The following is a 19380-nucleotide window of genomic DNA, read 5'->3' as shown; positions in this document are numbered from 1 at the left end:
ATGGCAGAGATCCGTCGCGCTCGGCGCGAATTCGGGCGTACGACCTCGGTGGGCTCAGGCAGGCGCCGGCGCGTTCGTGTGCTCCGTCGCAGCCCCGACCGTCCAGACGAAGTCCGGCACCCGGCCGTTGACCGCGTGGTCGCCGAGCTGCCGCGCCTTGAAGATCCACGGATTGTGCGACGACACCGTGCGCGCGTTGCGCCAGTGCCGGTCCAGCGCCGTGCCCGAGCGCACGGCGGATGCCCCGAGGGTGTCGAAGAGGCGGGTCGCTGCGCGGGGGACGAGGTCGGTGAGCACGATCTGCGCGTGGGTCGACCGCAGTTCCGCCGCGACCACGGCATCCTGCGCCTCCGGCGTGCCGAGGCTGTCGGCCGCGTGCTGCACCTCGCGGGCGACATCGAGCACGAGCGCCCTGGCCGTCGCGCTCGTCGCGGTGAGCTCACCGACGATCTGGAGCACCTGCGGATCGTCGGCCACCCGGTCGGCCGTGCCGTGGCTGTATACCCGGGTCCGAGCCCGGACCTGGGCCGCGGTGTCGCGCTCGACGGCGGCGGCGATGCCCGCGAGTACCGAGAGCAGGGTGAGCTGGTACACCGCGGTCTGGAACGGGAACCGTGCGGTGAACGGCTCGACGTCACCCTCATCGACCGAGGCGTCGTCGAACACCGCGGTGCCGGTGCCGGTCAGGGGCTGGCCGAAGCCGTCCCAGTCGTCGGAGACCGACACGCCGCCCTGATTCCGCGGAATCAACGCGGTGACCGTGGTGCCGTCGAGGTCGACAGTGGCGTCGATCCAGTCGGCGAAGATGCTGCCCGTCGTGTAGAACTTGCGACCGTCGACCCGCCAGGTGCCGTCGGGTCTGCGTGAGACGCGGGTGGCGTTGGTGCCGACGGCCGCCGCGCCGTTCTCCGACCAGGCGTTCCCGACCAGCTCTCCCCGCGCGAGACGGTCGAGCCAGAGGTCGCGGCGTGCACCAGGGGGAGAAGCGAGCACGTGCTCGACGTAGGCGATGTGACCGCGGAAGATCTGCGGCAGGTTGGAGTCCGCCGCCGCGAGTTCGATCAACAGCTCGGCGAACGACGGCCAGTCCAGCCCGTCGCCGCCGAGCTCGACAGGGAGGCGCAGACGTCCGAAGCCGGCCGCGCGCAGCGCCTCGACCTCGGGGAACGGCAGCGAACGGCTCTGCTCCCTCGCGACGGTGCCCTCGGCGATCTCTGCGAAGAGGGGGCGCAGGCGGTCACGCGCAGCATCCAGCCGCGTCTTCCGTTCCGTCACGTGCGTGCCCATCAGGTGTAGAGGGAGATCGGCTGCAGCTCGCCGTTCAGCGTCCACGCGCCGACCTCGAGCTTCTTGTAGTCGATCGGGTCGTGCAGCGAGTGCGTGCGGATGTTCCGCCAGAACAGGTCCAGCCCGACATCCGCACGGGCCGAACTAGACCCGGTGACCTCGAAGATGCGATCGGCGACCTCGATCCCGACCTCGGTCGACACGACCTTGACCTTGGCGATCTCGATGGCGAGCTGCCCGCGGCGCTCGGCCGTGACGGCCGCGCCTTCGTCGACGACCTCGTCGAACAGGCGGCCGGCTCGATCCGCGAGCGCCTCGACGGCGGCGATGCGCGAGGCGAACTCCCCGACGACGCGCTGCACGAACGGATCCTGCCGGTACGTGTCGGCCTGGCTGAGGAACCACGCGCGTGGTCGCGCGCGAACGATGTCGAGGCCGCGGGCGAGCCCGCCCTCCGCGATGCCGAGATAGAGATTCCCGAAGGCGAGCTGGATGCCGGGGGTGATGAGCGTCGAGAACGGCTCGTCACCGAGCTGGCCCAGGACGTCAGAGATCTCGACCCGCACGTTCTCGAACCGCACCGAGCCGCTCGCCGAGAGGCGCTGCCCCAGAGCATCCCAGTCGCCCAGGTAGCGGATGCCGTCGCGATCGTGATCGAGAACGACGAGCTGCACCGTGCCGTCGAGATCGCCGCCGCGCACGGCCGCAGCCGCCAGCACGACGTCTCCCGCCGACGCCCCGGTGGAGAACCGCTTGAGACCGTCGAGACGGTACCCGTCGCCGTCCGCCGTGAGCGCGAGGTCGGGGTCGGTCGGGTTGACCGAGTCGCCCCACACCCAGCGGCCGGCGATCGTCTTGCGGTGCCACTCCTCCTGCACCGAAGGGTCGGCGGCGAAGCCGATGTTCCCCGAGTTGATGTAGTGGTACGCGAGCACCTGGGCGACCGACGCGTCGGCCCGCGACAGGATGCGGATGACGAGGAACGCCGTCTCCCAGTGCGCTCCGCCTCCGCCGAACTCCGCCGGCTGGAGCAGGTTCACGAGGCCGGCGTCCCGCAGCAGATCGAGCTCGGCCGTCGGATCCTGATTCGCCCGGTCGCGCTGCAGCGCGTCGGTCGCGAGCTCTGCGGCCACGCGCTCGGCGACGGCGCTCCAGTGCGCGCGCTCCGCGGCATCCGCCGTGCCTTTCCAGAGGCTGCGGTTCGAGGTCTCTGCGATGACGCTCATCGGGCGTCCTCCTTCTCGGTGAGGTCAGTCAGGTCGGTCAGATCGGTCAGGTCGGTGGGGTCGAGCGGCTCGCCGATCGTGCCGTCGAGGGCGCTCGCAGCGCCGGCGAAGGCGCCGCGGTACGCGTGGGCGGGGTGCCACTCCGGCACGATGGGCGAGCCGTCGCCGCGGAGGCGTCCGCGCAGCGTGCCCTCCGGGTACTCGTCCCAGACCCGTCCGCGGCGGCGCAGTTCGGGGACGAGGTGCTCCACGATGTCCTCGAACGTGCCGGGGGTGATGACGTACGCGAGGTTGAAGCCGTCGACGCCCCCGACCTCGACCCACCGCTCCAGCTCGTCGGCCACCGTCTGCGCACTGCCGACGATGACGGGGCCGATCCCGCCGATGCCGACGTAGTGGGCGATGTCGCGGGGCGTCCACTGTCGCTCGGGGTCGGCCTTGGTGAAGATCGAGAGCGCCGAGCGCGCGGCATCCGTGTCGACGTAGGTGAGCGGCACGTCGGGATCGAACTGCGACAGGTCGAGACCGGACCAGCCGCCGTACAGCGCGAGCGCGCCCTCGAGTGAGACGTACTGACGGTAGTCGTCGAGCTTGGCCTGCGCCTCCTCGTCGGTCGCGGCGACGATGACCGTGGCGAGCGTGAGGATCGACACCGAGTCGCGGGGACGACCGAGCGCCTCGGCGCGGGCGCGGATGTCGTCGGTGACGGGACGGGTGACCTCGGGCCGCAGGCCGTTGATGAAGATCGCCTCGCCGTGCCTGGCCGCGAACTCGCGGCCCCGTGGCGACGCTCCCGCCTGGAAGATCACCGGGGTGCGCTGCGGACTCGGTTCGGCGAGGTGGATGCCGGGCACCCGGTAGTTGCGCCCCTCGTGTCCGATCGGATGCACCCGCGACGCATCGGTGAAGACGCCGGAGTCGCGGTCGCGCTGCACCGCGCCGTCCTCCCACGACCCCTCCCACAGCTTGTAGGTGACGTCGAGGAACTCCTCCGCGATCTCGTAGCGGTCGTCGTGAGCGATCTGCGTGTCGAGGCCGAGGTTGCGCGCCGCCGAATCGAGGTAGCTGGTGACGACGTTCCACCCCACCCGGCCGCGGGTGAAGTGGTCGAGGGTCGAGAACCGCCGCGCGAGCGCGTACGGCTGCTCGTAGGTGGTGGCGACCGTGACGCCGAAGCCGAGGTGCTCGGTCGCGTGCGCCATCGCGGAGATCTGCACCACCGGGTCGCCGAGCGGCACCTGCGCGGCATCCCCGAGCGCCGCGGCCGCGGAATCGCGATAGACGTCGTACGTGCCGAGCACGTCGGCGATGAAGAGGGCGTCGAAGGTCCCGCGCTCCAGCGTCTTCGCGAGGTCGACCCAGTAGTCGAGGTCGTGGTACCGGTCGGCCTGATTGTCGGGGTGCCGCCACAGCCCCGGCGCCTGGTGGGTCACGCAGGTCATGTCGAAGGCGTTCAGGATGATGCGGCCGGGCACGGTGCTCCTCGGGAGGGTAGGGATGCCGCGACACTAGCCATTCCGTGCGGTCGCCCGCGCGCACGATGACGTTGCTGGTCGCTCCGCGACGAACTGTTACGGCGGCGGTGCGCGGGCGGCCGGTCCGTCCCTAGCGTGAGCGCCGATCCGCTTCCCGAACCCGATTCCTGAGGAGCCCCCATGTCCCTTCTTCCGAGCCGCCGCGCTCGCCGTCTGCTGCTCGGCGTCGCCGGTGTCACGGCCGCGACCATCGCCATCGCCGGCTGCGCATCGTCGTCGCCCGACGCGGGCGGCTCGGATGACGACGGCGACTTCTCCGGACAGTCGCTCAACGCCCTGCTGATCACCTCGCACGAAGGGGCGGGCAACTGGCTCAAGGAGCACTTCGAGGAGGAGACGGGCGCCGAGGTGAACCTCACGATCGTGCCCTACGACGAGATCGGCTCGACCCTCGCTCTCGACCAGCAGTCCGGCGCGAACACCTTCGACGTCGCGGCGCCCTGGTACGTGTCGATCGGCGACCTCGCGGAGGGCGGCTCGATCCAGGACCTCACGGACTGGATCGACGAGACGCCGTCGCTCGAGACCGACGACTTCATCCCGTCGATCAACGACCCGTACACGCTCGTCGGCGACCGCCGCTACGGCCTGCCGTTCGACGGCGACACGCACGTGCTGTTCTACAACACGGAGATCCTCGAGCGGAACGGCATCACCGAGCCGCCGACCACGTGGGACGAGTACCTCGCCGACGTGAAGACCATCACCGAGAACGAGGGCGACCAGGGCGTCTACGGTTCGGCGATCTTCGGCCAGAAGTCGCCGCTGATCCTCGGCGCGGCCTTCGCGAACCGCCTCGCCGGCTTCGGCGGCGAGTTCGTCGACGAGGACGGAAAGCCCACCATCAACTCGCCGGAGGCCGTCGCGGCCGCGCAGGCGCTGGTGGATGCCGTGCCCTACGCGTTCCCGACTCCCGCCGAGACCGACTTCGGCGTCGGGAACGGCGCCTGGTACGACGGCAAGGTCGGCTTCATCGAGAACTGGACCGACCTGGGTGTGGGCTCCGAGACGAACCCCGACTCGAAGGTCGCGGGCAAGTGGGGCGTCACGACCCTCCCGGTGGGCGGCGACAACACCGAGCCGAAGGCGTCGCTCGTCGCCGGCTTCACGTGGGTGATCGCCGCGAACACGCAGAAGACCGACCTCGCGAAGGCGTTCATCGAGTACGCCGCGTCGAGCGAGGTGAACTCCGAGCTCATCGTCGCCGACCCGCAGACCGGCATCGACCCGAACCGCGAGTCGTCCCTGGAGAGCGCCGCCTACGGCGAGACCTACCCCGACCTCCAGCGCGTCAACCGCACGACGCTCACCGGCTCGCTCGCCTGGCCGACGGGGGAGAACGCCTCCCAGGCCGCGCAGATCCTCACCGACGAGCTCGCAAAGCTCATCGCGGGTGACGGCGGCTCGGCGCAGGAGACGCTCGACCGGGTGCAGGCCGAGTGGGAAGACATCCTTGGCTGACACTCTCGCCGCGCGTGCGCTCCCGCGTTCCGCCCGCCCGTCCGGCCTAGCGCCGCGACGGGCGGGTCGGCGCGCGTCGGCATCCGTCGCCCTGTTCACCGCGCCGACGATCCTGTCGATCATCGTGCTGGGGGCGTACCCGCTGCTCTTCATCCTCGCCGCGGCCCTCAGCGACTCGACCCTCGGGCGGCCCTTCCAGGAGTGGGTGGGCACGGCGAACCTGGAGAGCATCCTGACGGACGCCGACGTCGTCGCCTCCTTCGCGCGGACGGTCGGCTACGCCCTCGTCGTCGCGGTCGCCAGCGCCGTGTTCGGGGTGGCCATCGCCGTCGCGCTGGAGCGGGCGACACGGTCGGGAGCGGTCGTGCGCACCCTGCTCCTGCTGCCGCTCATCACTCCGCCGGTGGTCGTCGGCACTCTGTGGAAGCTCGTGTTCAACCCCGGCGGCGGTCTGCTCGCGACCGTGCTGCCCGACGTCTCGCTCGCTCCGCTCTCGACGACGGCCTGGGCGCTGCCCGCGATCGGTCTCGCCGATGTCTGGCAGTGGACGCCGCTCATCGTCATCCTCGTCTACGCCGCACTGCGGACGCAGGACCCCGCCGTCCGCGAGGCGGCCTCGCTCGACGGAGCGCACGGCATCCGCCTCTTCCGGCACATCACGTGGCCCGCGATCGCCGGAACGGTCGTGGCGGCCTTCTTCATCCGCCTCGTCATCGCGCTCAAGGTGTTCGACCTCGTGTTCGTGATGACCTCGGGCGGGCCGGGGCAGGCGTCGACCACCACGACCTATCTCATCCAGCAGGTCGCGCTGAAGGAGTTCGACATCGGCCGGGCGTCGGCCATCACGATCGTCTTCGCCGTCATCGTCACGGCCGTCACGCTCGTCGTCGCCGGCCTCGCCCGGAAGGCCCGCCATGAGTGAGCGTCGAGTGCACGCCCGCCCTGTCGCGAGCACGGTGCTGTTCGTCGCGCTCGCCGTGACGCTCGTGCCCCTGCTGTACCTCTTCTCGGTATCGCTCATGGGTCGAGACGAGACCGTCGCCGGGGTGCTGTGGAGCGCCGACCCGCACTGGTCGAACTGGGGCGACGTGCTCTCGACCGACATCCCCCGGTCGATCCTCAACTCGGTGCTCGCGGCCCTCGGCGGGGCTTTGATCTCGCTGGCCTTCGCGGTGCCCGGCGCCTGGGCGATCGTGCGGCACAACGCCGGCGGTCGCACGCTCGGCGCGACGCTCATGAGCCCGTGGCTGCTGCCGCCGATCGTCGCGGTGGTGCCGCTCCTCACGCTGCTGCGTGTGATCGGGCTGAACAACACCCTCGTCGGTCTGACCCTCGTGTACGCGCTCGTGAACGTGCCGGTCGCGGTGTGGCTGCTGGAGGGGTTCGTCCGTCGGCTGCCCGTCGAGATCGAGGAGGCGGCGCGCATCGACGGCGCGGGATCCGCACGGATGCTGTGGTCGGTCGTCGTGCCGCTGCTGCTGCCGAGCCTGGTCGCGATCGGCATCATCGTCGCGATCCTGAACTACAACGAGTTCCTGCTGGCGACGTTCCTGACGCAGAGTGTGGACGCACAGACGTTCCCCGTCGCGCTGTCGCTGTTCTACGGCGACCGCACGCCGCACTTCGGCAAGATCGCCGCGGCGTCGTTCATCGGCGTGATCCCGGTGTTCGCGGCGGCGGTGTTCTTCCAGCGCTGGCTCGTCGGAGGGCTCACCGCGGGCGCGGTGCGCTGAGCGACCCCGAGTTCAGTCGCTGACGTGCGATGGGCTCAGCGCGCCCCGTCCACCTCGGCGAGGAACCGCGCCTGCCGCAGCCACTGCTCGCCCAGGCCGCCCTCGTGCTCGTTGAACGGGTAGTCGACGATGTCGGCGGTCCCACCCCAGTTGTTCCGCGCTGCGTACACCGTCGAGGGCGGGCAGACCTGGTCGAGCAGGGCGACCGAGAAGAGCGCGGGGGCCGTCGCGCGCGCGGCGAAGTTGACGCCGTCGAAGTACGAGAGCGTCCGGAAGACCTGGTCGACCTGATCGCGGTGCACCGAGAGGTACCGCACGATCTCCTGGTACGGGTCGCGTCCGGTCATGCCGACGGCACGCTCGAAGAGGCAGAGGAACGGCACGTCCGGCATCGCCGCGACGAGGCCGTCGGCGAGCCCCGCGACGGCGATCGCTATGCCGCCGCCCTGGCTTCCACCGGTCACGGCGACCCGCTCCGGGTCGAGTCCGTCGACGCCGCGGACGGCGTCGACCGCGAGCACCCCGTCGGTGAAGACGCGGCGGTAGTAGTAGTCGGCGGGGTCGAGGATGCCCCTGGTCATGTAGCCGGCCGCCGAGGGGCCGGTGCCGTGCGGGTCGGGGGTGCTGCCGCCGGTTCCCCAGCCGGATCCCTGACCGCGGGTGTCCATGAACAGGTGAGCGTAGCCGGACGCGGCCCACGCGAGGTGCTCGTGGGGGAGACCTCGTCCGCCGTTGTAGCCGTTGTACTCGACGACGACCGGCAGCGGCTCCCGGGCTCCGGCGGGGCGCGTCAGCCACCCGGAGATCGGGTCGCCGTCGTACCCCGAGAACGTGACGTCGAAGACGTCCACGGTGCGGAGCGGCGAGTCGACGCGGTTCAGGCGTGCGGGCTCCGCCTTGGCGCGGGATGCGGCGAGGGTCGTGCTCCAGAACTCGTCGAAGTCGGCGGGTTCCGCGACGTCGGGGCGGTAGGCGCGCAGCTGTTCAGGATCGAGATCGAAGCGGGGCATGACAGCATCCTGGCAGAATCGCGGACCGCGACCCGTCAGGAGCGGGGCGGTCCGGACGAGTCGCGGACGATCAGCTCGTGCGAGGTCGTCACGGTGCGCGGCTCGTCGCTCTCCGGGCGCAGGATGAGTGAGACCGCGTGCTGTCCCATCTCGAACATCGGGATGCGGGCGGTGGTGAGCGCGGGAGCGACGTCGGCGGCCACGGCGATGTCGTCGAACCCGACGACGGAGCGGTCGTCGGGCACCCGGATGCCGTGCTGGCGGAGTTCGCTCAGGATGCCGATGGCCATGGCGTCGTTGAGTCCGACGATCGCGGTGAGCTCCCTGTCGAGAAGCTCGCGCGCTCCGGCCATGCCGCCCTCGCGGGTGAAGGCGTGCGACACCACGGTGAGCTCGGCGTTCGCGTCGGCCAGCCCCTCACGGAGGCCGGCGATGCGGTCGGTGACGGTGTTGAGTTCGAGTGGCCCGGCGACCACGCCGATGCGGCGGTGACCGAGGTCGGCGAGGTGGCGTCCGATCGAGACCCCGGCGCCGTGGTTGTCGGGCAGGACCGAGTCGATCGCCAGGTGGTGTCGACCGATCGCCGCCGCGCGCCCGCCCGCCTGAGCGAAGTCCGCGAGGGCTGCGGTCATCCGCTCCTCGTGCGCAGGGTCGGAGTAGCCGGAACCCGCGATGATGATCGAGCCGACCCGCTGCCGTCTGAGCGACTGCACCTGCGCAAGCTCGCTCTCGGGGGTGCGGTCGGCCTGGGCGATCTGCACCGAGCGGTTCTCGAGCGTGGCGCTGCGGATGACGCCGCTCGCGATCTCGGAGAAGTACGGGTCGCCGATCTCGTGCACGAGCAGCCCGATGGTCGGCACGAGTCCGCCGGCGAGGCCCCGGGCGTGCAGGTCGGGCTCATACCCGAGCTCTTTCGCGATGCGTCGGACATGCTCGGCGACCGCCTGCGAGATGCCCGACCCGCCTGTCATCGCACGCGACGCGCTGGCGAGCGACACCCCCGCGGCCTGGGCGACGTCGATCAGACGCGGTGTGCCGGTGATGCGCTTCATTGAGAACCTCCCCCAGGGAGCTAATCCGACGCGATGGGCGTTGAGGGTTGCTCTCGGCGTTTGTATCCCAGTATATTAGCGGAAGCGCTTACGAAAGCGCTTTCGCTACGATGACGTAGGAGACACCGCAATGACTGCACGCCGCCACAGCCGACGGATTCCCGCTGCGATCGGAACCGTCACGATCGCCGGTCTGCTGCTCGCAGCCTGTTCCGGAACCGGAGACGCGGGCGGGGGTGGAGAGGGCGACCCGATCGTCATCGGGATCTCGCTGCCCCTGACCGGAGACTTCTCGGAGCCGGGCAAGGGCGTCGAGCGGGGCTACGAGGCCTGGCGCGACATCGTCAACGAGAACGGCGGACTCCTCGGTCGCCCGGTCGAGCTCAAGATCCTCGACGACCAGTCCAACGCCGACCGGGTCGTCTCCGACTACGAGTCGCTCATCGCCCAGGACGGCGTCGACCTCGTGTTCGGGCCGTTCTCCACCCGACTCGTCGTCCCCTCGGCGCGCGTCGCGCAGGAGTACGGCATGCTGTTCGTCGAGCCGGCCGGCGCCGCCGCGGAGGTGTTCGAGCAGGGCTTCGACAACCTCTTCTACGCCGCGCCCGCCATCGCGAACGACCACTACAACAACCTCGCCGAGTACCTCCTCGCCCTGCCCGAGGACCAGCGACCCGAGACCGCCGCGGTCGCCGCGATGGACGACCCCTTCGCACAGGGCACGGCGTACGGCCTCCGCGACAAGCTCGAAGAGGCCGGCGTCGAGATCCTCGTCGACGAGGTCTATCCGCCGAACACCACGGACTTCTCCACGATCGCCGCGAAGATCGCGCAGTCGGACGCCGACATCGTGATCGGCGGGACGCAGTACCAGGATGCGGTGAACCTCATCATCGCGCTGCAGCAGCTCGACTACCAGCCCGAGCTCGCCGCCTTCTCGACGGCACCGACCAACCCCGAGTTCGCCGCGGCGATCGGCGGGGCGACCGAGGGCATCCTCGCGCCCACCGGGTACTCGCCGGACTCGCAGTTCCCCAGCAACATCGAGTTCGTGGAGAAGTACACCGAGATGCACGGGAACCCGCCCGCGGAAGACGAGGCGAACGCCTACACGACGGGTCAGGTCGTCGCGGCCGCCGTCGAGGCGGTGGGCTGCGCCGAGCAGGGCGAGTGCCAGCAGGAGCTCATCGACTGGCTCCGCGAGAACGAGGTGGAGACGGTCGTCGGTCCGCTCAGCTGGGACGAGACGGGCAAGCCCACCGGCGCCCACCTGATCCAGCAGTGGGTCGGCGGCGAGATCCGGATCGTCCTCCCCGAGGACGTCAAGGAGACCGACTTCCTCTTCCCGAAGCCGACGTGGTGATCAGCGCATCGTGAGCGGATCCCTCCTCCTTCAAAGTCTCATCCTCGGCATCCTGCTCGGTGGGCTCTACGCCCTCCTGGCCGCCGGGCTCACCCTCTACTTCGGCATCATGCGCGTCGTCATGATCGCGCACTCCGCCTTCCTGATCCTCGCGGCGTACCTCGCCTGGTGGTTCAACCGGGAGACGGGGATCGACCCGCTGGTGTCGCTGGTCGTCACCGTGCCGCTGTTCTTCCTGACCGGCGTCGTGATGCAGCGGCTGCTCGTGTCACGACTCAAGCCGCTGACACTCACGATGATGTCGGTGCTGCTCACCTTCGCGGTGGCGCTCATCATCGAGGGCGCGCTCGGGTTCTTCTTCTCCGGAACCCAGCGTCGGATCCCGCTGCCCTACGCGAGCGCGAGCATCGAGGTCCTCGGCGCCCAGGTGCCGGTGGTCAAGCTGATCGCCTTCGGGTTGGCGGCGGTCGCCCTCGCCGGTCTGTTCGCGCTGCTGAAGTACACGAAGTTCGGTCAGGCGCTGCGGGCGACGATCCAGCACCCTGAAGCCGCGCGTCTGGTCGGCATCAACACCGACCGAGTGGCGGGCTACGGCTTCGGACTCGGCCTCGCGACCGCGGCGATCGGCGGCACGGCGCTGTCGCTCGACGCCACGATCTACCCGTCGCTGCACTGGCACTGGATCGGCCCGCTCATGGCGATCATCGTGGTCGGCGGTCTCGGCAGCATCCCGGGTGCGGCGATCGCAGCTCTCGTCCTCGGCATCGCGCAGAGCCTGCTGCAGCTGCCGCTCGGGCCGACCTGGGCGCAGACGGTGTTCTACGTCGCGCTGTTCGCCACGCTCATGTTCCGCCCGCAGGGATTCTTCGGAGGTCGTCTTGCCCAGCGTTTCTAGCCGCGAACCGATCGCGACCGAGACGGTCGTCGTCGCTCCGCCCGCTCCCGTCCGCCGCCCGTCGGCGACCTGGGTGCGCCTCGTCCTGATCGTGATCGGGGCGGCGCTCATCCTCTCCTTCCCGGCGATCGCGCCGAACCCGTACATCCTGTCGGCCGGGGTCGTCATCCTGAACTACGCCGTGCTGTCGACGGGGTGGAACTTCATGGGCGGGTTCACCGGGTACATCTCCCTGGGCCACGCCGCATACTTCGGACTGGGCGCCTACGGCACCGGCCTCCTCATCAAGTACCTCGCGCTGCCCGGCTTCGTCGCCTGGATCCTCGCGACCGTCCTCGTGGCGGTGATCGCCATCCCGATCGGCATCGCCGCCCTCCGGGTGCGCGGCGCGTCGTTCGTGATCGTCTCGATCGCGTTCGTGCTCATCATGCTCCTGGTGTTCCAGAGCTGGCGCGACGTCACGGGCGGATCCGAGGGGCTCAACGTCCCCCGTCCGTTCCCGGGAATGCTGCGCCCAGAGCACCACCGCGTGTTCTTCTACCTGTTCGTCGCGATCCTCGCGGTGGCACTGCTCACCTGGTGGATCATCGACCGGTCGAAGTTCGGCACCGCGCTGAAGTCGATCCGCGAGGACGAGGACAAGGCGCAGTCGCTCGGTGTCCCCACGACCCGGTACAAGCTGATCGCCTACATCCTCTCGGCGTTCTTCGTGGCGCTCGGCGGCGGTCTGTACGCGCTGTGGTTCGGCGACCTCGACCCGATCTTCCAGTTCTCCATCCTCATCGGCTCGTACATGGTGCTCATGGCTCTGCTGGGCGGCGTGCGCAACCTCTTCGGCCCGCTGCTCGGAGCCGTCGTGGTCGGCGTCGCGCTGGAGTACTTCAAGCTCGAGTTCGGCGACACCCAGTTCCACCTCATCGCCACCGGCATCCTGCTCGGCGTCGTCGTGCTCTTCATGCCCGACGGCGTGATCCCCGCCGTCGGATCGCTGTTCCGGCGCAAGTCCGACCAGGCGTCGATCCGCGAGATCACCGCGGCGCAGCTGCTCGAGCAGAACGAGAAGCGAAAAGCGGATGCCGCGAGCAAGGAGACGTCAGCATGAACGCCGCCACCACCACGCTCGAGAGCCTGAGCACGGACTCGATGACGAAGTCGTTCGGCGGCGTCACCGCCGTCGACGCGGCCTCGGTCCGCTTCCAGGAGGGCAAGGTCAACGGCCTGATCGGGCCCAACGGATCAGGCAAGACGACGTTCTTCAACTGCGTGACCGGCATGATCAAGCCCGACTCGGGCGAGGTGCGCTATCGGGGTCAGTCGATCACGCGGAAGTCTCCCGACCGCATCGCGCGGGCGGGGATCGGACGCAGCTTCCAGCTGTGCCGTGTCTTCCCTCGGATGACCGTGATGGAGAACCTGCTCGTCGCGGTGCGGAGCACGAGCATCCGTCAGCAGCTGCGATCGGCGCACGATCCCGACGAACTGGAACGAGCACGCGGATGGCTGCGTCGCGTCGGCATCGACCACCTCGAGCACGCCGAGGCCCGCAACCTCAGCTACGGCCAGCAGAAGCTCCTCGAGCTCGCGGGCGTGCTCATGGGCGAGCCGGACACGATCATGCTCGACGAGCCGGCCGGCGGGGTGAACCCCGCACTCATCGGTCGCATCGCCACCCTCGTGCGCGAACTCAACGAGGAGGGCAAGACCTTCATCATCGTCGAGCACAACATGGAGATGGTCATGAGCCTGTGCGATCACGTCGTGGTCTTCGACCGCGGCCGGCCGATCGCCGAGGGCACCCCCGAGATCATCCAGCAAGATCCGCGCGTCCTGGAGGCCTACCTTGGAGTCTGAAGCGAAGAACCTGCTCGAACTGCGCGACATCGAGGCCGGGTACGGCCGCGCCGCGCTCGTGCTTCGAGGGCTCACCGTCGAGGTGCCGCCCGGGTCGGTCGTCTGTCTCGTCGGCCCGAACGGCGCGGGCAAGTCGACCGTGCTCAAGGTCGCCAGCGGCATGCTCAAGCCGCGGTCGGGGCGCATCGAGGTCGACGGCCGTGACATCACGGGAGACGGACCGCAGTCGATGCTGCGCAACGGCCTCGCGCACGTCCTCCAGGGGCACAGCGTCTTCCGTGAGATGACGGTCGGCGAGAACGTCATGCTCGGCGCGTTCACCCTCACAGACCAGAAGGTCATCCAGGAGCGCGTCGAGTTCGTGCAGAACCTCTTCCCGATCGTGGGGGAGCGGTGGAAGCAGCTCGCGGGTCTCCTCTCCGGCGGCCAGCAGAAGCAGGTCGAGTTCGCACGCTCGCTCATGGTCAGCCCGAAGGTCGTGCTGCTCGACGAGCCGTCGATGGGACTCGACCCCAAGACGACCGAGAAGGTGTTCGAGCAGGTCGTCCGGATGCGGGATGCCGGCACGGCCGTGCTGCTCGTCGAGCAGAACGCCCGGCGCGCACTCGAGACCGCCGACATCGGCTGCGTGCTCGACCTCGGTCGGGTCCACATCTCGGGTCCGGCATCCGAATTGCTCGCCGACCCCACGCTGGCCGCGCTCTACCTCGGAGGGAAGCCCGCCGCCAACCACTGATCCGCACCCTGACGGGTAGGCCGTCGGTCCGCTCGTCACGATCGTCCGCTCCGCTGCAGTGCCGCCCCGGAGCGAGGCAGCAGTCACCCCGGCACGACACCGCACGACGACGACGTTGAGAGGTCTCTGATGCAGGAACGAAGCATGCGATCGATGCAGGGCAGCGAAAGTGCGGGAGGGGCTCCGCCGTCCCGCCGAGCACGCAGAAGGGCGGCCGCCGGAGCGGTCGCGGCGATCATGGTGGGCGGGCTGCTCGCCGCAGCCCCGGCCGCGGCCGCGGAGCCGTTCACCGAGCTGATCGACTTCGAGGACTACCAGCGCACGGCCCTGAACGGTCAGGACGGATGGGTCGCCTCGACCGCGCCGCAGGTGGTCGCCGACCCGCTGAACGGCAACAACCAGGTGGTCGAGTCGGTCGGCGGAGGGCAGCAGGCCTACCGGGAGATCCCCGCGATCGCCGAGGGCGACACCGGCACGCTGTTCTTCCGGTTCCTGCGCACCGGCAGCGTCGACACCTCGTTCGGCCTCACCGACGTCGATGCTCCGAACGACTACACGCACAGCCGCGCCTACGTGAACAACCAGAACGACGACGTGCTGCGCGTCCGCGACGGAGGGGCGTTCCAGCCCGCCGGCGTGTGGTCGCGCGACGCCTGGCAGTGCGTGTGGATCGTCGCGGACAACGCGAACGACCAGGTCGCCGTATACAGTCAGGGCGGCCCGTACGAGCAGATCACCCGACTGCCCGAGGGCACCGAGGAGCAGTTCGGGTTCCGCCAGGCCGTCGACGGCTCGCTCGACCGCTTCTTCTGGAAGAACGGCTCATCGAGCGCCGGTCGCCTGTTGCTCGACGACGTCGCGGTCGACACCGCCCGCGAGAACCTCGCGATCGCCACGGGCAACGAGGGCGACTGCGCACCGGGGGAGACACCGGCTCAGCCGCTGCTCAACCCGCTGCCCGACCCCGAGCTCGCCTCTCTCGGCATCGAGGTCACGGAGCTCGCGCAGCTGCCGGCGTCGCAGACCACCCCGGCCACGCAGGATCCGCGCCTCGTACGGCACAACCGCATCACGCACCTCGACGAGGTGCCCGATGGATCGGGTCGCCTGATGGTGCCCGACAACAACGCGGTCCTCTACCTCGTCGACAAGGCATCGGGCGAGTACGTGCCGTATCTGAATGTGCGTGATCAGTTCGTCGACAACTTCCACAACAGCGCGGGGCTGGGCACCGGACTGGGCGCCGCGGAGTTCCACCCCGACTTCGCCGACAACGGCCTCTTCTACACGGTGCACACCGAGGGCGGAACGGCGCTGACCGAGGACGCCCCCGACTTCCCCGCCTACGGCAACACGCAGTTCCACAGCGTCATCACCGAGTGGAAGGCCACCGACCCCTCCGCTGAGACCTTCGCGGGTACCCATCGCGAGATCATGCGCATCCCCTTCGGCGGCCGCGTGCACACCGTGCAGCAGATCGCGTTCAACCCGACCGCCGAGCCGGGCAGTGCCGAGCACGGCATCCTGTACATCCTCGTGGGCGACGGCGGCAACGGCGTCGGCAACGGCAATCCGCAGGACCTCGCGACGCCGCAGGGCAAGGTGCTGCGCATCGACCCGACCGGGTCCGACAGTGCGAACGGCGAGTACGGCGTGCCCGCCGACAACCCCTTCGTCGGACAGGCCGGAGCCCTCCCCGAGATCTATGCGCTGGGGCTGCGCGACCCGCACCGCATCAGCTGGGACCCCGAGGGAGACCACACCATGTACCTCGCCCACATCGGCGAGTGGCAGGTCGAGTCGATCTACGCCGTCGAGCCGGGCGACAACTTCGGGTGGTCGGTGCGCGAGGGATCGTTCCTCGCCGAGAACCGGCAGATCTTCCCGCTGCCCGCCGACGACGCGCAGTACGGATTCACGTACCCGGTCGCGGCCTACGACCACAACCGGGATCCCGGGCAGACAGGGGATGCCGGAGTGGCCGTGAACGGCGGGTTCGTCTACCGCGGCGACATCGCCGAGCTGCAGGGGCGCTATCTGTTCACCGATCTGGTGCGCGGGTGGGTGCTCTCGACGCAGGCCGACGAGATGGTCCGCAACGACGGCGACATCGACGACCTGGCGACGATCGAGCAGCTGCGGGTCTTCGCCGACGGCGTCGAGACGACGTTCCAGGAACTCGTCGGCGACACGCGCGTCGACTTGCGATTCGGGTCGGATGCCGACGGCGAGCTGTACCTCGTGTCGAAGGCCAACGGGAAGATCTGGAAGGTGACCGGTGCGCGTGATGCGGGCGCCCCGGCTTCGCCGTTCGTGCTTCCCGAGCTGGCGCCGAACCTCGTGACTCACCACGACTTCGACCACGCCGACACCGCGAACCCGACGGTCGAGGTCGACCAGGGGCGCTCGGGCACCGACATCGCGCTCATCAACGGCGGCGTGGAGATGCGCGTCGCCGACAGCGCGTACCCCGGCGCGGGCAGGGCGCTGCAGACGCAGCAGATGAGTCCGCGCACCGCGTCGAACGACGACTGGAAGGCGGGCGTGTACGACTCCTCGGGTGTCGACTCGCTGTCGGCGTTCGCCGGGGCCGAGCAGGTGTCGGTGATGGGGTGGTTCAAACCGACCGGCGACCACCCGGCGCCGAACTCGAACACCGCGAACCCCGACGACGTCTACAACGCGATCGGACTCGCCGGTGTGCTCACCGGAACCTCGGACGGACATGCGGTGCGTGCGCTGCTCGAAGTCATCACGGTCGACGGCGAGCTCAAGCTCGTCGCCCTCGGTCGCCGCGTCGACGGGGGAGGGTCGTGGACCTTCGCGGCCGACCTGCCCTGGGACGAGATCCTGAAGAAGGGGCAGTGGGTGCACCTCGCCGCGACGTTCGACTTCGCGGCCGGCGAGATGAAGCTGTTCATGAACGGCGAGGAGCTGGCGGGCCGGTACACGGCATCCAACCCCTGGGGTGGGGGCGCGACGTCCGATACCGCACCAGCAGGCATCAAGATCGGCGGCAGCTTCCCGCAGAACACTCGCGAGGCGAACCCGTTCCACGGACGCATGGACGACGTGATGCTGCTCGACACGGTGCCCACCGCCGAGCAGATCGCCGCGCAGTACGCGCTGTACGGCGCCGTGCCGACCGAGCCGCCGGCGCCCGCCCCGTGCACGCCGGACGGCGAGGTCATCACCGACGTCATGGATGCCGCGGACTGGGCGCCGCGCACCCCGGCGAAGTGGGACTTCCCCGGCGACGAGATCGTGCTCGCCGAGCCGGGAACCGACCCGGGCGACGGCATACGCCGCCCCTTCGAGTACGCCGTGCTCACCGAGGGCGACGAGCTCGGCTCGTTCGACCTCACAGCGCAGGTGCGGCTCGACGAGAAGGCGTCGGTGAACAACCGCGACGTGATCGTGGTCTTCGGCTGGCAGTCCGACACCGAGTACTACTACGCCCATCTGTCGAAGGACAACACGATCTACCCGCACAACGGCATCTTCAAGGTGAACGGGGTCGACCGCGTCCGCATCGACGATCAGTGGAACGGCACGATCGGCGCTCCACCGGCGGTTACCGACGAGGAGTGGCACGACGTGCGGCTCATCCGGTGCGCCGACACCGGTCAGGTCGCCGTCTACCTCGACGGTCTGCCGTCGCCGCTGCTGACCGCGACCGACACGACGTTCCCCACCGGGCGAGTGGGCTTCGGCTCGTTCGACAACGTCGGGCGGCTGCGCGACCTGACGGTCACGGCCGCTGCGGTCGACGACGTCGCCCCCGTGGTCACGGTGAAGAGCGAGGCGGGCGCGACGGTCGGGCGCGACGGCGTCTACAGCAGGGTGTCGTTCAAGCTCCACGACGAGGGCCGGATCGACCGCCTGACGCTGAACGGTGTGGAGAAGGACCTCACGGATGCCGTCTGGTCCGACCTCAACGGCGTGGTCCCCGGGGCCTTCGGCGCTGTCGAGGGATCGAACACCCTCGTGGTGTCCGACCTCGCCGGCAACGCCACGACCGTCACCTTCACGCTCGACGTCACGCCGCCGGTCGTCACCGCGAAGGGCGGAGCCGCACAGACCGTGGGCGGCGACGGGGTCTACAGCAAGGTCTCCTTCAAGGTGCACGACCCGGGCAAGGTCGATCTCGTCGTGCTGAACGGCTCCGTGAAGAACCTCACCGACGCCGTGTGGTCGGACGTCAACGACGTGGTCGTCGGGAAGATGGGCGCGGTGGCCGGCCTGAACACTCTGGTGGTGCGGGACGTCGCCGGCAACGCCGCGACCGTGCAGTTCACTCTGACGGAGTAGTCGCCGCTGACTCCCTCGAGGTGCGGCGTTCACGTCGCGCCTCGAGGATCAGCACGACGATCGTCACCGGCAGAGCGAGCGCCATCAGCAGCTGGCCGACGATCGCCACGATGTTCACGAGATCGAAGAGCTGTGACCCCGCACTTCCGGCGGCGGCGACCTGCAGGTAGTTGTTCGCGAGGTGCACACCGACCGCGAGCCAGATGCCGCCCGCGCGGCGCGCGAGGTAGCAGGCGGTGCCGAGCAGGAACGTGAACACGACCTGGCCGAGAGTGTCCTCCAGCGCGGCGCCGGAGAAGAGATTCAGGAAGTGCATCGCGGCGAAGCCCGCCGAGGTGAGCAACCACACGAGCCATTCCGGCGTTCCGGAACCTCGCAGCCCGATGACGGCGACACCACGCCATCCGAACTCCTCGATCACCGCCACGAGCACCATGAAGAGGAACTGGAGGGACAGCAACGACACGTTCGGGTTCGGCGTGGCGGCGATCCCGACAACGGTCGCGATGACGAATGCGGCGGCTGTGCCGAACGGGAGAGCGGCGAAGAATCGGGGTCGGAGCGGGTGTGGCTCGTGCTGAAGCAAGCGCCACCACCGCATGACGGTGACGAAGGCGATGACGGCGATCACCTGGAAGGCGAACTGGTCGAAGGTGAGGTCGGCCAACGGGGTGAGCTCCTGGAGGGCGGCCAGGGGGTCGCCCTTCGCCTCCTCGGGACTGCCCCCGAACAGCGGGGCGAGCCGATTCACGTAGGGGGCGATCAGCCAGACGAAGAGGAAGATCCCGGCGACGACGATGGTCGGGCGGTACGGGGCCGATTCGGAGCGCGCGAAGCGCGAACGGGCGGAGACGGGGAAGTGGGGATCGGTCATGGGGATTCCTCGGGATCGGTCGGGACCTCATGACCGTAGTGGGCGC

General features: G+C 69.5%; 15 protein-coding genes. 9 read left to right on the top strand and 6 right to left on the bottom strand.

All coding sequences use genetic code 11. The features are described 5' to 3' along the window. Positions 1-54: 54 nt before the first annotated feature. The 3 genes from RAC81_RS05395 to RAC81_RS05385 are packed head-to-tail and all read right to left on the bottom strand — an operon-like array spanning position 55 to position 3988. On the bottom strand, positions 55-1275 hold the full coding sequence (locus tag RAC81_RS05395) for an acyl-CoA dehydrogenase family protein (RefSeq protein ID WP_375081364.1): 1221 nt from the start codon (positions 1273-1275) through the stop codon (positions 55-57). Between the two features lie 11 nt (positions 1276-1286). Beyond that, complete coding sequence (locus tag RAC81_RS05390; RefSeq protein ID WP_375081363.1) at positions 1287-2513, bottom strand: acyl-CoA dehydrogenase family protein; 1227 nt, start codon at positions 2511-2513, stop codon at positions 1287-1289. Beyond that, on the bottom strand, positions 2510-3988 hold the full coding sequence (locus RAC81_RS05385) for an LLM class flavin-dependent oxidoreductase (protein WP_375081362.1): 1479 nt from the start codon (positions 3986-3988) through the stop codon (positions 2510-2512). Before RAC81_RS05385 ends, RAC81_RS05390 begins: the two co-directional genes overlap by 4 nt. Positions 3989-4168: 180 nt before the next feature. Here RAC81_RS05385 and RAC81_RS05380 point away from each other — a divergent pair, with 180 nt between their 5' ends. From RAC81_RS05380 to RAC81_RS05370, 3 genes are read left to right on the top strand one after another with little or no spacing between them, the layout of a single operon-like run. After that, entirely contained in the window at positions 4169-5509 is a 1341-nt protein-coding gene (locus RAC81_RS05380) for an ABC transporter substrate-binding protein (RefSeq protein WP_375081361.1), read from the top strand. Beyond that, positions 5502-6431: a carbohydrate ABC transporter permease gene (locus tag RAC81_RS05375; protein WP_375081360.1), complete on the top strand. Its 930-nt coding sequence runs from the start codon at positions 5502-5504 to the stop codon at positions 6429-6431. Before RAC81_RS05380 ends, RAC81_RS05375 begins: the two co-directional genes overlap by 8 nt. Next, positions 6424-7242: a carbohydrate ABC transporter permease gene (locus tag RAC81_RS05370; RefSeq protein ID WP_375081359.1), complete on the top strand. Its 819-nt coding sequence runs from the start codon at positions 6424-6426 to the stop codon at positions 7240-7242. Before RAC81_RS05375 ends, RAC81_RS05370 begins: the two co-directional genes overlap by 8 nt. Positions 7243-7277: 35 nt before the next feature. On the opposite strand, the gene RAC81_RS05365 is transcribed toward RAC81_RS05370, so the two are convergent. Beyond that, positions 7278-8252, bottom strand: coding sequence for an acetylxylan esterase (locus RAC81_RS05365; protein WP_375081358.1), 975 nt, complete (start codon positions 8250-8252; stop codon positions 7278-7280). A 35-nt stretch (positions 8253-8287) separates the two neighbouring features. Continuing rightward, positions 8288-9304 (bottom strand): LacI family DNA-binding transcriptional regulator, encoded by a 1017-nt coding sequence (locus RAC81_RS05360; protein WP_375081357.1) that lies wholly within the window; start codon positions 9302-9304, stop codon positions 8288-8290. A 130-nt stretch (positions 9305-9434) separates the two neighbouring features. Here RAC81_RS05360 and RAC81_RS05355 point away from each other — a divergent pair, with 130 nt between their 5' ends. From RAC81_RS05355 to RAC81_RS05330, 6 genes are all read left to right on the top strand, one after another. Next, positions 9435-10667, top strand: a complete 1233-nt coding sequence (locus RAC81_RS05355) for an amino acid ABC transporter substrate-binding protein (protein WP_375081356.1) — start codon at positions 9435-9437, stop codon at positions 10665-10667. 10 nt (positions 10668-10677) lie between these two features. Next, positions 10678-11562, top strand: coding sequence for a branched-chain amino acid ABC transporter permease (locus tag RAC81_RS05350; RefSeq protein ID WP_251588965.1), 885 nt, complete (start codon positions 10678-10680; stop codon positions 11560-11562). Then, entirely contained in the window at positions 11546-12664 is a 1119-nt protein-coding gene (locus tag RAC81_RS05345) for a branched-chain amino acid ABC transporter permease (RefSeq protein ID WP_375081355.1), read from the top strand. The genes RAC81_RS05350 and RAC81_RS05345 overlap by 17 nt, the downstream gene beginning before the upstream one ends. Further along, positions 12661-13413 (top strand): ABC transporter ATP-binding protein, encoded by a 753-nt coding sequence (locus tag RAC81_RS05340; RefSeq protein WP_251588968.1) that lies wholly within the window; start codon positions 12661-12663, stop codon positions 13411-13413. Before RAC81_RS05345 ends, RAC81_RS05340 begins: the two co-directional genes overlap by 4 nt. Continuing rightward, complete coding sequence (locus RAC81_RS05335; protein ID WP_375081354.1) at positions 13403-14149, top strand: ABC transporter ATP-binding protein; 747 nt, start codon at positions 13403-13405, stop codon at positions 14147-14149. The genes RAC81_RS05340 and RAC81_RS05335 overlap by 11 nt, the downstream gene beginning before the upstream one ends. A 144-nt stretch (positions 14150-14293) precedes the next feature. Continuing rightward, positions 14294-18460 carry a PQQ-dependent sugar dehydrogenase gene (locus RAC81_RS05330; protein WP_375081353.1) on the top strand — a complete coding sequence of 1389 codons (4167 nt, stop codon included), beginning with the start codon at positions 14294-14296 and terminating at the stop codon, positions 18458-18460. Here the strand turns inward: RAC81_RS05330 and RAC81_RS05325 are convergent. Continuing rightward, positions 18444-19334, bottom strand: a complete 891-nt coding sequence (locus tag RAC81_RS05325; RefSeq protein ID WP_375081352.1) for a lysostaphin resistance A-like protein — start codon at positions 19332-19334, stop codon at positions 18444-18446. The genes RAC81_RS05330 and RAC81_RS05325 overlap by 17 nt on opposite strands. Between the last annotated feature and the right edge of the window lie 46 nt (positions 19335-19380).

Origin of the sequence: Microbacterium sp. CR_7, from assembly GCF_041954755.1 — a bacterium.
Lineage (GTDB): Bacteria > Actinomycetota > Actinomycetes > Actinomycetales > Microbacteriaceae > Microbacterium.
The sequence above is the reverse complement of the archived record's forward strand: the minus strand, read 5'-3'. Positions and strand labels throughout refer to the sequence as shown.